General features: G+C 61.8%; 16 protein-coding genes. 9 read left to right on the top strand and 7 right to left on the bottom strand.

All coding sequences use genetic code 11. The annotated features are described in order from the left end of the window. Positions 1-85: 85 nt before the first annotated feature. The 6 genes from rpmH (at position 86) to JNB71_RS09140 (ending at position 5,024) form a co-directional block, all read left to right on the top strand. Entirely contained in the window at positions 86-223 is a 138-nt protein-coding gene (gene rpmH / locus JNB71_RS09165; protein WP_018323967.1) for a 50S ribosomal protein L34, read from the top strand. Positions 224-255: 32 nt separating this feature from the next. Next, positions 256-654, top strand: a complete 399-nt coding sequence (gene rnpA / locus JNB71_RS09160; protein ID WP_112851537.1) for a ribonuclease P protein component — start codon at positions 256-258, stop codon at positions 652-654. After that, complete coding sequence (gene yidC / locus JNB71_RS09155) at positions 644-2,443, top strand: membrane protein insertase YidC (protein ID WP_220371513.1); 1,800 nt, start codon at positions 644-646, stop codon at positions 2,441-2,443. Before rnpA ends, yidC begins: the two co-directional genes overlap by 11 nt. A 294-nt stretch (positions 2,444-2,737) precedes the next feature. Then, positions 2,738-3,649, top strand: coding sequence for a DMT family transporter (locus JNB71_RS09150; RefSeq protein WP_220371512.1), 912 nt, complete (start codon positions 2,738-2,740; stop codon positions 3,647-3,649). Positions 3,650-3,730: 81 nt separating this feature from the next. Next, positions 3,731-4,384 (top strand): ribosome biogenesis GTP-binding protein YihA/YsxC, encoded by a 654-nt coding sequence (yihA, locus tag JNB71_RS09145; protein WP_112859257.1) that lies wholly within the window; start codon positions 3,731-3,733, stop codon positions 4,382-4,384. Between the two features lie 100 nt (positions 4,385-4,484). After that, positions 4,485-5,024 (top strand): DUF1269 domain-containing protein, encoded by a 540-nt coding sequence (locus JNB71_RS09140; RefSeq protein WP_220371511.1) that lies wholly within the window; start codon positions 4,485-4,487, stop codon positions 5,022-5,024. Between the two features lie 7 nt (positions 5,025-5,031). On the opposite strand, the gene msrB is transcribed toward JNB71_RS09140, so the two are convergent. From msrB to JNB71_RS09120, 4 genes are all read right to left on the bottom strand, one after another. Beyond that, positions 5,032-5,532: a peptide-methionine (R)-S-oxide reductase MsrB gene (gene msrB / locus JNB71_RS09135; RefSeq protein ID WP_220371510.1), complete on the bottom strand. Its 501-nt coding sequence runs from the start codon at positions 5,530-5,532 to the stop codon at positions 5,032-5,034. Between the two features lie 390 nt (positions 5,533-5,922). Beyond that, positions 5,923-6,480, bottom strand: a complete 558-nt coding sequence (locus tag JNB71_RS09130) for a fasciclin domain-containing protein (protein ID WP_220371509.1) — start codon at positions 6,478-6,480, stop codon at positions 5,923-5,925. Positions 6,481-6,726: 246 nt separating this feature from the next. Next, a complete protein-coding gene (locus tag JNB71_RS09125; RefSeq protein ID WP_220371508.1) occupies positions 6,727-7,446 on the bottom strand; it encodes an anti-sigma factor in 720 nt (239 codons plus the stop codon). After that, positions 7,443-7,982 (bottom strand): sigma-70 family RNA polymerase sigma factor, encoded by a 540-nt coding sequence (locus tag JNB71_RS09120; RefSeq protein ID WP_220371507.1) that lies wholly within the window; start codon positions 7,980-7,982, stop codon positions 7,443-7,445. The genes JNB71_RS09125 and JNB71_RS09120 overlap by 4 nt, the downstream gene beginning before the upstream one ends. A 185-nt stretch (positions 7,983-8,167) precedes the next feature. Here JNB71_RS09120 and argB point away from each other — a divergent pair, with 185 nt between their 5' ends. Further along, complete coding sequence (argB, locus tag JNB71_RS09115; RefSeq protein ID WP_220371506.1) at positions 8,168-9,055, top strand: acetylglutamate kinase; 888 nt, start codon at positions 8,168-8,170, stop codon at positions 9,053-9,055. A gap of 55 nt (positions 9,056-9,110) precedes the next feature. On the opposite strand, the gene JNB71_RS09110 is transcribed toward argB, so the two are convergent. From JNB71_RS09110 to JNB71_RS09100, 3 genes are all read right to left on the bottom strand, one after another. Then, positions 9,111-9,881 (bottom strand): isocitrate lyase/PEP mutase family protein, encoded by a 771-nt coding sequence (locus JNB71_RS09110; RefSeq protein ID WP_220371505.1) that lies wholly within the window; start codon positions 9,879-9,881, stop codon positions 9,111-9,113. A gap of 94 nt (positions 9,882-9,975) precedes the next feature. Further along, on the bottom strand, positions 9,976-10,890 hold the full coding sequence (locus JNB71_RS09105; RefSeq protein ID WP_220371504.1) for an EamA family transporter: 915 nt from the start codon (positions 10,888-10,890) through the stop codon (positions 9,976-9,978). A 61-nt stretch (positions 10,891-10,951) separates the two neighbouring features. Then, positions 10,952-11,743, bottom strand: a complete 792-nt coding sequence (locus tag JNB71_RS09100) for a sterol desaturase family protein (protein ID WP_220371503.1) — start codon at positions 11,741-11,743, stop codon at positions 10,952-10,954. Positions 11,744-11,876: 133 nt separating this feature from the next. On the opposite strand from JNB71_RS09100, the gene JNB71_RS09095 reads away from it, so the two are divergent. Next, positions 11,877-12,590 carry a pyrimidine 5'-nucleotidase gene (locus JNB71_RS09095; protein WP_220371502.1) on the top strand — a complete coding sequence of 238 codons (714 nt, stop codon included), beginning with the start codon at positions 11,877-11,879 and terminating at the stop codon, positions 12,588-12,590. A 120-nt stretch (positions 12,591-12,710) separates the two neighbouring features. Continuing rightward, positions 12,711-13,250 carry an EF-hand domain-containing protein gene (locus JNB71_RS09090; protein WP_220371501.1) on the top strand — a complete coding sequence of 180 codons (540 nt, stop codon included), beginning with the start codon at positions 12,711-12,713 and terminating at the stop codon, positions 13,248-13,250. Positions 13,251-13,259: the final 9 nt, after the last annotated feature.

The raw sequence follows: 13,259 nt of genomic DNA, 5'->3' as shown, positions 1-13,259 counted from the left end.
CCCGCGCAAAGCCGTGGCCGGAACGTAACGCTCCCTTGCTTAAAAGCAAACCCAAGAAGGGCCGCACACCGCGGTATTAAAATAAATGTCGAAGCGTACCTATCAACCGTCCAAGCTTGTTCGCAAGCGCCGTCACGGCTTCCGTGCACGTATCGCCACCAAGGGTGGCCGCAAGGTTATCGTTGCCCGCCGGGCACGTGGCCGCAAGCGTCTGTCGGCTTAAGCCGATCGGGCCCGAGGAAAGAATGCGGGCACATGACGTCAAATAATCCAAAATCGACTGTCGGGCGGCTGAAAAGCCGGCCGCAGTTTCTTGCTGTGCGCAAAGGGGAGCAGCGGAAAGGCCCGTTGTTCCTGCTCGAGGTTCTCGATCGTGGCGAGCCGGAGAGCCAGCCCCGCTGCGGCTTCACCGTCACCAAGAAGCACGGCAATGCCGTGGAACGCAACCGGATGCGCCGGCGCCTGAAAGAGGCGGTGCGGCTGTCTGCCGGGTTTGCAATGAAGCCCGGACACGACTATGTGATTGTCGCCAGACGCGACCTCCTCAACGCTCCCTTCGAGCGGCTGGTGGGAGGGCTCCGCGAGCGGATCGAAAACAAGCAGAAAATTCACGGCCGCAGCCGGCCGGCTTCAGGAAAGAATGATGGAAAATAACCGCAACTACTTCGTGGCGATTGCCCTGTCGGTGCTCATCCTGATCGCCTGGCAGTTTCTCTACATCAATCCGAAGATAGAGAAGGAGCGAATTGCGGCGGAGCAGACCACCCAGGCCAATCCGGCAGCCGGCAACCAGACAACGGCAGGGCAGACAGCGACCGGACAGGCAGCGACCGGGCAGACCCCGGCCGGCGCGGTTCCCGGCGGCAACGAGAGCCGCGAACAGGCGATCGCCAAATCGGCCCGCGTGACCATCGACACGCCGGCGCTCAGCGGCTCGATCAACCTGACCGGCGCCCGCCTGGACGACCTGAAGCTCAAGGAATATCACGAGACCGTCGACGACAAGAGCCCGATCATCACGCTCTTCAGCCCGGCCGACAGCAAGGACGGCTATTTTACCGAACTCGGCTATATCGGCAACGAGGCGAGCGGCACGGTTCCCGGTCCGGCGACCGTCTGGTCGGTCAAGAGCGGCGAAAAGCTGACGCCGGCGACACCGGTGGTGCTGACCTTCACCAACGAGAAGGGCGTGGTCTTCACCCGCACCATCTCGGTCGACGAACACTTCATGTTCCAGATCACCGATACCATCAACAACGGCAGCGGCGCTCCGGTTTCGCTGTCCTCCTACGGCCGCGTCACCCGCTTCAACAAGCCGACGACACCGAGCATCTACGTGCTTCATGAAGGCTTCATCGGCGTGATCGGCGAGCATGGCCTCACCGAGGTGGCCTATGGCAAGGTCGAGGACGAAGCACCGATCCAGCCCGGCAAGACGACGACCGGCTGGCTCGGCATCACTGACAAATACTGGGCGGCCACGATCGTGCCGCCGCAGGCGACGCCATACGAAGCGAAGTTCGCGCATTTCCCCGACGGGCGTCCGCGCTACCAGGCTGACTACAAGCAGGATGCAATCACGATCGCTCCTGGCCAATCGACCGATCTGAAGGCCCTGGTTTTCGCCGGCGCCAAGCAGGTTCCGTTGGTCGATGGTTACGAGAAGTCCTATTCCATTCCGCAGTTCGACCTCTTGATCGACTGGGGCTGGTTCTACTTCATCACCAAGCCGATGTTCAAACTGATGGATTTCTTCTTCCGTTACTTCGGCAATTTCGGCGTGGCGATCCTTCTGACCACCATCGTCGTCAAGGCGCTGTTCTTCCCGCTTGCCTCGAAGCAGTACGCTTCGATGGCGAACATGAAGAAGGTCCAGCCGAAGATGGAGGAACTGAAGAAGAAGCACGGCGACGACCGCATGGCGCTGCAGCAGGCGATGATGCAGCTCTACAAGGACGAGAAGATCAACCCGATCGCCGGCTGCTGGCCCATCCTGTTGCAGATCCCGGTGTTCTTCGCGCTCTACAAGGTGATCTACGTCACCATCGAGATGCGTCACGCGCCGTTCTTCGGCTGGATCCAGGATCTGTCCGCGCCGGATCCGACCTCGATCTTCAACCTCTTCGGCCTCCTTCCGTTCGAAGTGCCGCACATGCTTTTGATCGGCGTCTGGCCGTTGATCATGGGTGTCACCATGTTCCTGCAGATGCGCATGAACCCGACGCCGCCGGATCCGACCCAGGCGATGCTGTTCACCTGGATGCCGGTCGTCTTCACCTTCATGCTGGCGAGCTTCCCGGCCGGCCTGGTCATTTACTGGGCCTGGAACAACACCCTGTCGATCGCCCAGCAGGCGGTCATCATGAGGCGCCACGGCGTCAAGATCGAACTGTTCGACAATCTCAAGGGCCTGTTCTCCAGGAAACCCAAACCGGCCGAATAGGCCGGCGCGAGTTGCGTGCAAAGGCTCCGGATCGCCTCCGGAGCCTTTTGTTTTTCCGGCTGCTGGAAGCCAAGGCCGCCTTTGTGGCATCCGCAGCAACGCTCTGCGCGCGCATCGCGCACTGCTTCTGGACGCGATTTGAGCACGCTGACAGTCGCGCTTGGTATCGGTTCGATAAGGGGTCGCAGCCTTTCCGTGACGCATGAAGTTTGCGACAACAGCGTGTCGCGCCTGTCGGCGTCCGCACCGCAAATCGCGTCTAGACTTCCCGCCGTCTCCAACCGGATTCCTGCCATGTCGCAACCTTCCGCCTTGCCGCAATCCGTAGCCGCAGGATCACAAAACCTTCAGGGCTCACTGCTGCTCATCGGCTCGGCCGTCGTCTGGAGCTTCAGCGGCACGCTGGCGCGGTTCCTTGCGCTTGAGGGCTGGACCGTCGTCTTCTGGCGGTCGCTGTTTGCGGCCCTCTTTCTCCTCGGCTTCATGCTTCTGCGCGATGGCCCGCGCGGCACAGCGACACTTTTCCGCAACATGGGCCTGCCCGGGATCGCCGTCGGGCTCTGCTTCGCCATCGCCTCGACCTCGTTCATCCTGGCACTTGCCTACACCACCGTCGCCAATGTTGTGCTGATCCAGGCGGGCGTACCGCTGATCGCCGCGCTCATCAGCTGGCTCGTCTTCCGCGAGCGTATTTCGCGCCTGACATGGCTTGCCATCGCAGCCGTGATCGGCGGCGTCGCCATCATGGTTTCGGATTCGATAAGCGGCGCGGTCTCGCCGGTCGGCGATGCGCTTGCCATGCTCATCGCCTTCGTCTTTGCGCTCGCCACCGTGATTACCCGCCGCTACGCCCATGTCCGCATGACGCCGGCCGCCTGCTTCGGCACCATCGTAGCCGGCACGGTCGCGGCGCTCATGTCCTCCGGCCTCGCGGTCACACTGCCCGAGCTCGGCATCCTCGTGACCTTCGGCGCGCTCAATTTCGGCCTCGGCCTCGCGCTGTTCGTGACCGGCGCACGGCTCATCCCGTCCGCGCTCGCCGCCCTTTTGGGAACGGCTGAAACCGTTCTTGCGCCACTCTGGGTGGCCCTTTTCCACGGCGAGATCCCGAGCTCGAATGCCATAGTCGGCGGAACGGTCGTGCTCACCGCCCTTCTCTCCTATCTCAGCGTCGAGCTGTGGCGGCAGAGAAGAGCGCTTGGCTGAGCAAAGTCGCCAGGCGCGCAACTCTCCTTGACTTGGCGGCGCAAAACCGCGAAGTCGTGGGCAGACCAAGGACAGGACGCCATGACAGACATCAAGCCGCAGGACGACAAGCCCCTCTTCGGGCGGCCGTGGATATTCATTCGCGGCGTGCCGTCGATGAAGTTCCTGCCGCCGGAAGGTCCGCTGGAGATCGCCTTTGCCGGCCGCTCCAATGTCGGCAAGTCGTCGCTGATCAACGCGCTGGTCGGGCAGAAGGGTCTCGCCCGCACCTCCAACACCCCGGGCCGCACCCAGGAGCTCAACTATTTCGTACCTGACGGTTACTCCGGCGAAGCCGGCGACCTGCCTCCGATGGCGCTCGTCGACATGCCCGGCTACGGCTATGCGCAGGCGCCGAAGGAACATGTCGATGCCTGGACCAAGCTGGTCTTCGACTATCTGCGCGGCCGCTCGACGCTGAAGCGCGTCTATGTGCTGATCGACAGCCGCCACGGCATCAAGAAGAACGACGAGGACGTGCTCTCCCTGCTCGACAAGGCGGCGGTGTCCTACCAGATCGTCCTGACCAAAACCGACAAGATCAAGGAGCCGGCGGTTCCAAGGCTGATTGCCGAGACGCTGGAAAAGATCCGGAAAAGACCGGCTGCCTTCCCGGAAGTCCTCTCCACCTCCTCGGACAAGGGCAACGGCCTCGAGGAACTGCGCGGCGCCATCCGGACCGCAATCGCCAGCTAACCGGGCTGTCACACTACCCCGACATCAATTGTGCTCTATCTTCCCGCCGGGATTGCCGTTCGGCAGCCCTGGAGACGTCACGCGTTGAGGGAGAAACAACATGTCTGATCTGATTGTCATCGGCTTCGACAACATGGAAGAAGCCGACAGGGTGCTTCTGAAGCTGAACACGCTGAAGAAGGAATACCTCATCGACCTCGAGGATGCCGTCGTCGTCGTGCGTGACGAAACCGGCAAGGTTCACCTGAAGCAGAGCGTCAATCTGGCCACGATCGGCGCCACCTCCGGCCTGTTGAGCGGTTCGCTGTGGGGTGGCCTCGTCGGCCTGCTGTTCCTCAACCCGCTGGCCGGTTTTGCCATCGGCGGCGCAATTGGAGCCGGCACCGGCGCTCTTTCGGGCTCGCTTGCCGACTACGGCATCGATGACGATTTCATCAAGTCCCTGAGCGAGACCATTCCCAACAACTCCTCGGCGCTGTTCGTCCTCGTGCGCAAGGTGCAGCCGGAAAAAGTGCTGGCGGAATTTTCTGGCTTGCGCGGCAAGGTTCTCAAGACCTCGCTCGCGCCGGAGCAGGAAGCGAGGCTACAGGCAGCGCTCTCGGGGACCCAGCCGCAATCGCCGACACCGGGTACGTTCTGACACGAGTTCAGGCCGCCGTCGCCGGCGAAAACGTCAACGCCATGCCGTTGATGCAGTGGCGCATGCCGGTCGGCGGCGGGCCGTCGTCGAAGATATGGCCGAGATGCCCGCCGCAGCGGCGGCAATGGCACTCGGTGCGCGTCATGAACAGCGAGGTGTCCTCGCGCGTGCCGATGGCGTTCGGCAGCGCCTCCCAGAAGCTCGGCCAGCCCGTGCCGCTGTCATATTTCGCCTCCGAGGAATAGACCGGCAGATCGCAGCCGGCGCAATGGAAGATGCCCTTGCGCTTCTCGGTGTTGAACGCGCTGGTAAAAGGCCGCTCGGTGTCCTCGTGGCGCAGGATGCGGTACTGCTCGTCCGTCAGGATCGCCTTCCATTCCGCGTCGGTCTTCGTCACCTCGAATGTTTCGCCCGTTTCCGAAGCAACGCTGTTTCGCGTGAAGCCGCGAAAGGCGGCGGCGGCGAGGATGGCGGTGCCGGAAAGAAGAAAGAAGCCGCGGCGTGTCATGATCGTTCTCCCGTCTGCCGGATGTGCCGGCAATGCTTTGCAGTGAACCTAATGTTCCCGGCTGCGGACGGCAAAACAAATGCCGATCAATCCCGCGTGAGGAAACGCTTGAACATGAAAAAGGCCACCGGAAAAGGCACCGGTGGCCACTACGGCGCCGCGCGTCAAACATGACCACAGTACACGACAGCGTGGGAAATACCCCCTCTGTCACTTCGTGACATCTCCCCCTCAAGGGGGGAGATGCCCGGCAGGGCAGAGGGGGGTGACGCGGCCACTGTGACATGACGCACAAAGACACTGTAGCGCTTCGAATTGCTGCATGTTTGGAAACCTTGCAGCAGGCCGGAAAAGACTGGTTCCCGGCCCGCAGATGCGTTGCCGACCAGGTCAGCCCTTCGGCAGCAGCACCTTGTCGATGACGTGAATCACGCCGTTCGACTGCTTGACGTCGGCGATCGTGACGGTTGCCACGCCGCCGGTTTCGTCGGTGAGCGTGATCTTGCCGCCATCGGCCTTGGCCTTCAGCACGCAGCCGCCGACCGTCTTGACATCATGCGTGCCGCCATCGTCCATCACCATCTTGCCGATGGCATCGGACATCGCATTGGCCGATACCACATGGCAGGTCAGCACCTTGGTCAGCATGTCCTTGCTTTCCGGCTTCAGGAGCGTTTCGACGGTGCCGGCAGGCAGCGCGTCAAAAGCCGAATTGACCGGGGCAAACACCGTGAACGGCCCGGCGCCCTGAAGCGTCTCGACCAGACCGGCAGCCTTGACGGCCGCGACCAGCGTCGTGTGATCCTTCGAATTCACCGCATTTTCGATGATATTCTTGTTGTCGTACATCGGCGCGCCGCCGACCGACGGATTTCCGGCGTGGGCGGCAAAGGCGCCGGCAGCCAGTATCGAAGCAACGGTCACTGTCCTCAGCATGGACTTGAACATCTCTTTTCCTTCCTGTTGATCTCGGACCCGGCCTGCGGGTCTCTGCCAATTTTCTGGAGTTCATGTTCTCTGCGCAGAGACGAAGCGAATAACGGGAGCCCTGACAAAAGAGTTTCAGGAAAATTCGGAAATTGCCAACAGTCTGGAATAAAAGCGCTTTTTTAAGTTATCAGGAGCGCACTGCGAAAAATGCTGCGCAGCGGGGCGCAGCATTCGGTCAGCTATGACTGACATTCGAAAACAGTCTCAAGGAAGACGCGTCTTGCCCGCGGCAACAACCGGTCCCGTTGCTCTGCCTGTCGGCGAGCCGCCGAACGGTTCGACGCTGACGGCGAGCGTGACACCCTCGCCCACCTTCGCGCGCAGTTCCGGCGCGATGACGATCTCGCCTTCGCCCGTCTGCGGCAGGACGCCAAGGGACTTGGCCGGATTGTCGCCCTCGATCAGCCAGACCTCCAGCGACTTGGCCTGCGCCTGCCGGGCAGCAACCGGCGTCACCGTCAGCGCCCCGGTGGCAGCGTCGTACTGCGCCATAAGGTTGATCGCCGCGCTGCCCTCGCCCGCAAGCTCGGCCACCAGCGCTCGCTTCTTCTCGCTCACCGGCTCCAGAATGCCGGAGGCAAAGGTGGCGAAGGTGATGAAGCCGCCGATGGAGGCGAGCGTCAAAATCCGCCAGAAGGCCAAAGAGTTCCACAATCCGCCGCCTGCAACTGACGACTGATCGGCAAAGATCCGCCGCTCGATGGCGGTGAAGACCTGCGGCGATGGCGCCAGCGGCTCATAGCTCTCGTCGAAGGTGGAGAGATTGCTCTGCCAGTGCTTGACCATGGCCGCGAAGGCGCGGTCGAGCACCATGCGGGCCTCGACCTTTCGGCGGTCGTCGGCAGAAAGAACACCAAGCACATATTCGCCCGCGATCACCTGGTCGCGACGGGAATCACCGCTTTCGGGGTCCTGTGTGGTCATCGCTCCATGCACTCTCTCAGTTTGAGGAGGCTGCGGCGCAGCCATGTTCGCATCGTGTTCAGCGGAACGCCGAAAAGACCGGCGAGTTCCTGGTAGCTCAGCCCTTCGACATAGGCCTTGCGCACCGCGTCCGCGCGGTCTGGTTCAAGCTCGCCCATGCACTTGTCGATTTTGCGGCCTTCCGCCGCGTTGACGGCGGATTTTTCCGGATCGGGCGCAGAATCGGCCAGATCATAGGCTTCGTCAATCGTGTTTGCCACAGGCTTTCGCGCCCTCAACTGGTCGATCGCATGATTGCGCGCGATCGCCGAGAGCCAGGACATCGGATTGGTCTCGCCGGCGGCATAGCGGCCGGCGCGCTGCCAGATCTTGACGTAGATTTCCTGCAGCGCCTCTTCGGCTTCGGCCCTGTCCTTCAAGATACGCACGCAAATGGCAAAAAGTTTCGGGCTGCTCTGCCTGTAGAGCGCCGAGAACGCCGCACGGTCCCGCAGCGCAACCCGTCCGATCAGCGTGGAAATATCGTCACTGGCCATGAAAGCTTTTAGTCCTCGCCCCTGTGGCGGCGTAGATAGGGCGGGAAACCGGGGATAAAAAGGGAGGGCCACAGATAAAGCCGGCCAGCCAAACCAATGTCACATTGGCGTTATCTTTCGCGCGGACATTCCCTCGGCCGGAAACTTGCGCTAAACAGCACCCGGCTTTTTCCAGAGGTATTCCCATGTCCGCATCAGAGAGCGAAATCCAGGCCGATCTTCTCGCCAAGGCCCTGCCCTATATGCAGCGCTACGAGAACAAGACGATCGTCGTCAAATATGGCGGCCACGCCATGGGCAATCCCGAGCTCGGCAAGGCCTTTGCCGCGGATATCGCGCTGCTCAAGCAGTCGGGCGTCAACCCGATCGTCGTCCATGGCGGCGGCCCGCAGATCGGTGCGATGCTGACGAAGATGGGCATCGAATCGAAATTCGAGGGCGGCCTGCGCGTCACGGACGCCAAGACCGTCGAAATCGTCGAAATGGTGCTTGCCGGCTCCATCAACAAGGAAATCGTCGCGCTGATCAACCAGACCGGCGAATGGGCGATCGGGCTGTGCGGCAAGGACGGCAACATGGTCTTTGCCGAAAAGGCCAAGAAGACCATCAAGGACCCGGATTCCAACATCGAGCGCGTGCTCGACCTCGGCTTCGTCGGCGAGATCGTCGAAGTCGACCGCACCCTGCTCGACCTGCTCGCCCGCTCGGAGATGATCCCGGTCATCGCCCCGGTTGCTCCCGGGCGAGACGGCCATACCTACAACATCAATGCCGACACCTTCGCCGGCGCCATCGCCGGGGCGCTCAACGCCACCCGCCTGCTCTTCCTGACCGACGTCCCCGGCGTACTCGACAAGAACGGTGACCTGATCAAGGAACTCTCCGTCGCCCAGGCGCATGCCTTGATCAACGACGGCACGATCTCCGGCGGCATGATCCCCAAGGTCGAAACCTGCATCGACGCCATCAAGGCCGGCGTCCAGGGCGTCGTCATCCTCAACGGCAAGACGGCCCATTCGGTGCTTTTGGAAATCTTCACCGAACAGGGCGCGGGAACGCTGATCGTTCCGTAAGCGAGGTTGGTGCGGCTTGCGTGGAGACGGCTGGACGGCCCGCCGTCGCAAAAAATCAGCCCTGCCGATAAACCTTCGCCGCCTCGCCCTTCAGCCATTCGATCATCGCCCGGTACGGCCCCGGCCCATAGCTCACGCGGGCAACGCCTAGTCCGGCAAGTGTGCGCACGTCCGGCACGCCCGGCCGCATCATGATGTTGACCGGCAGTGCGACGGCCTCGCAGACGCGGCCGATCAGGTCCGGGTTCGACAGGCCCGGCACGAAGAAGCCGCTGGCTCCGGCCTCGGCATAGGCCGCCGCCCGCTCGATCGCCTCGTCCACCAGGGGGGCGTGGCGGACGGGATCGGAGACTTTAAGGAACAGATCGGTGCGGGAATTGATGAAGAAGGGCACGCCCTTCTGCTCGGCCGTCGCGCGGATTGCCTCGATCCTTGCCGCCTGCGCCTCGAGCGTATGCAGGCCGCTGCCGCCGACCACCTGGTCCTCGAAATTGATGCCGACGGCACCGACGTCGATCACCCGCCCGACGTTCAGCGCGACCTCGGCGGCATCTTCGGCATAGCCGCCTTCGAAATCGATCGACACCGGCAGGTCGGTCGCCGCGACGATGGAGCGGGCGATATCGACAAGCTGCAGCAGCGGAATGTCCTGTCCGTCGCCATAACCGTTGGCAGCCGCCACCGACCAGCTCCCGGTCGCCAGCGCCTTGGCGCCGGCTTCTGCAACGGCCGTGGCGCTGCCGGCATCCCAGATATTGTAGAGCACCACCGGATCACCCTTGCGGTGCAGCTCTGCGAACACCTTTGCCTTTTCCACCTGGTTCATCGTTTTTCCTCCGAAAACATTCCCGGTGAACGTCATGCCGCAAAAGCCGCCACCTGCGCCAGAGGTGACAGCCAGATTTCGCGGGTCTGTTCGGTCAAACCACCAGCAGCATGACGACGCCGAGTACGATCAGCAGGCAGCCGATCACCTCCAGCCGGTTGATCCATTCGCGAAAGATGAAGACGGCGGAAGCGAAGGTGAACAGCATCTCGACCTGCGCCACCACCTTGACGATCGCCGCCTGCTGCAGCGTCATCGCCATGAACCAGCCGAAGGACGCAGAGGCCCCGGCAAAGCCGACCAGCAGGCCCGGCCTCCAGGCGGTGATCACGCGCTTCAGTTCCTCCGGTTCGCGGATCACGAGCCAGACAAGCATCGTCAAGGTCTGCAACAGGATGACAAAGCAAAGCGTAAAGCTCGCCTGCACGACAAAATCCGGCGCGGGCAGGCTCGGCGCCAGCGCCAGCGAGGCGGAGCGGTAGGACACCGCCGACAGGCCGAAAAAGGTGCCCGACATCAGTCCGATGCCGGCCGTGCGGGTAAAGACCGACGTCACCAGCGATGTGACGCTGAGCGGCGTGCGCGCCACCGAAATGATCATCACGCCGATGACCGATATGGCAATGGCAATCAGCGTGCCCTGGCTTGCCGCCTCGCCGAGGAAGATCAGCCCGAACACCGCCGCCTGCGCCGGCTCGGTGCGCGAATAGGCGGTTCCGACCGCAAAATTGCGGAAGGAGAACAGGTGTACCAGAAGAAAGGTTGCGGCGATCTGCGCGAACCCACCGATCACCGCCCACAGAAAGAACTGCCCGTCCGGAACAGGCAGCGGCCGGCCGAAACCGCACCAGAGAATCGCGAGATAGGCGAACGCAAAGGGCAGGCCGTAACCGAAGCGCACGAAAGTCGCGCCGGTCGTGCCCATGACGCCCTTGAGGTGTTTCTGCATGGCGGAGCGGATATTCTGCAGGAACGCCGCCGCGATGGTGATCAGGATCCAGGATTGCATGCCATGCCGGCTAGCATGCAGGGCAGGAGATTGCCAAGGACAGCGGGCGGCTAAATGCGCTTCAGGCGGAGTTTTCCTGCGCCGCCGGCGCCGGCGCGCCATGTCTGAAGGTCAAGGAGGGTACCTCATCCTCGAATTTCTTCACGCGCTGGTCGTAGTCCGGCGAAACCGTACCGAGGACACGGTCCCAGAACGAGAAATAGTTGCCGTAATTGTACCGGAATCCCGAATGGTGCTGGTCATGGAAGGTCGTGCACAACAACGGCGACGGGTAACGCGCGGTCGATGAGGCGAGGTATTCGAAGCCGCAATGGCCTAACATGCCGTTGAAATGCTCGAATAGTCTGTGCCCCACCAGAATGGCCGGCGGGAACGGCACGACGAACACGATGACGGCCGAAAAACTCTGCAACAGAAAATTGTCCAGAACATCCTCCGAATAGGTGCTCCAGATCGTCGGTGCGACACTTTTGTGATGAAGGGCGTGCAGCGGGTAGAGCCACTTCGTGTGCAGCAGCCGGTGCATGAAATAGAACCAGGTGTCGTAAAGGAACATGACGAGGATGAAGAGCGGCAGCGCCGCCCACCAGTTGAAGGTCCAGGGCGCAGGCGCCCAGCCTTTTTGCTGGGCGTAGAGGCCGATCGTCACCGGGAGGCAGGCGCTGAACATCGACGCCAGGCTCTGGCGGATTTCCGCCTTGCGACGTTTGCCGGAAGCGCGCCCCTTCTGGATTTTCCGCTCCGGATTGCGATCGTTGAGCCAGGTCAGGCCAAAGCCGAGGGCGAAATAGGTCACGACCGTCGCGGCGTAGAATTCGAAGAGAAATGCAAGATAGTAGAGCTCATCCGGCATCGGTATCAACGGCTCCGACCCAAAATCTTCCCTGCCGGAAGCGTGCCATATCTTTTCAGCAATTCAAAGTGGAAACGCCAAAAGGGCACATAAAGCCCATTTCCTAGGCACTGTCGCCATGCGATAAGGCTCCATGACCCAGCTCGATCGCCTGCCGACCAAAGCCGACTTCGCCCATGTCACCGACTGGGTGTTCGACCTCGACAACACGCTCTATCCGCATCACGTCAATCTGTTTTCGCAGATCGACCGCAACATGACCGCGTTCGTCGCCACCTTGCTGCGGCTGGATCCGGCCGCGGCCAGGGCGCTGCAGAAGCAGTATTACCGCGATCACGGCACGACGCTGCAGGGCCTGATGATCCATCATGACATCGACCCCAATGATTTCCTCGAAAAGGCGCATGCGATCGACTATTCCGTCGTGCCTGCCGACCCGGCGCTCGGCGAGGCGATCCGGGCGCTGCCCGGCCGCAAGTTCATCTTTACCAATGGCAGCGTCAAGCATGCCGAGATGACGGCGCGGGCGCTCGGCATTCTCGATCATTTCGACGAAATTTTCGACATCGTTGCCGCCGACTATGTGCCGAAGCCGGCCGGTGATACCTATCACAAGTTCATGAGCCTGCACCGGGTCGACACGAACCGTGCCGCCATGTTCGAGGACCTGCCGCGCAACCTCATCGTACCAAAGGCGCTCGGCATGAAGACGGTGCTGCTCGTGCCGCGCAATTTCGAATATGAATTCGCCGAGGCGTGGGAAAAGACAAACGATGGCGATGCCCAGGTCGACTATGTTACCGAGGACCTGACCGGCTTCCTGACGCGACTTGTTTCGGCAGATTGACATCGCGTAGCGAAACACAGGTTTGCCATGGAAAATCGCTTTTTCATCAAAGGTTTACATTACGAAAAATTAACTGGCGATCCGGCCTGATCCGCCTATCCTGCGTTCGTGGACAATCTCATGGACAAGGATTTTGACATGCGGAAGAACAAGCTCATTCTCGGCTCCGTCGCAGCCAGCCTCGCGCTCGCCAGCCTTGCCGTCCCCAGCTTCGCCGCCCGTGAGCGGCCAACGCGTGAGCAACGCGCGGAATGGATGATGAAACGGCTCGATACCAATGGCGACAGGAAGGTGTCGCTGGAGGAAATCCAGGCGCGCGCATCCGAAGCCTTCAAGAATTTCGATACCGACGGTAACGGCCAGGTGACGCGCGACGAGATCAAGGCCAAGCGACAGGCCTTCCGCGAGGCCCGCAAGGAATTGCGCGCCGCCATGGACAAGACAGGCGCGGACAGGACCGAGGCGATGGAGAAGCTAAAGGACATGCGTCCGGTAATGCTGCCCGGAATGCGCCCCCGCGTGTTCGCCATGGCAGACACGGACAAGAACGGTTCGCTCAGCCTTGCCGAGGTTTCCGAGCAGGCGGGCCGGATGTTCAAGCGTCGCGACAGGAATGGCGACGGTTTCATCGATGCGGCCGATTTCGCCCGGAAGATCTGATACCGCGGC

The organism is Rhizobium herbae (assembly GCF_019511375.1).
GTDB lineage: Bacteria > Pseudomonadota > Alphaproteobacteria > Rhizobiales > Rhizobiaceae > Pararhizobium > Pararhizobium herbae_A.
Note: the sequence above shows the minus strand (reverse complement) of the source record. Positions and strands in the feature narration are given on the sequence as shown.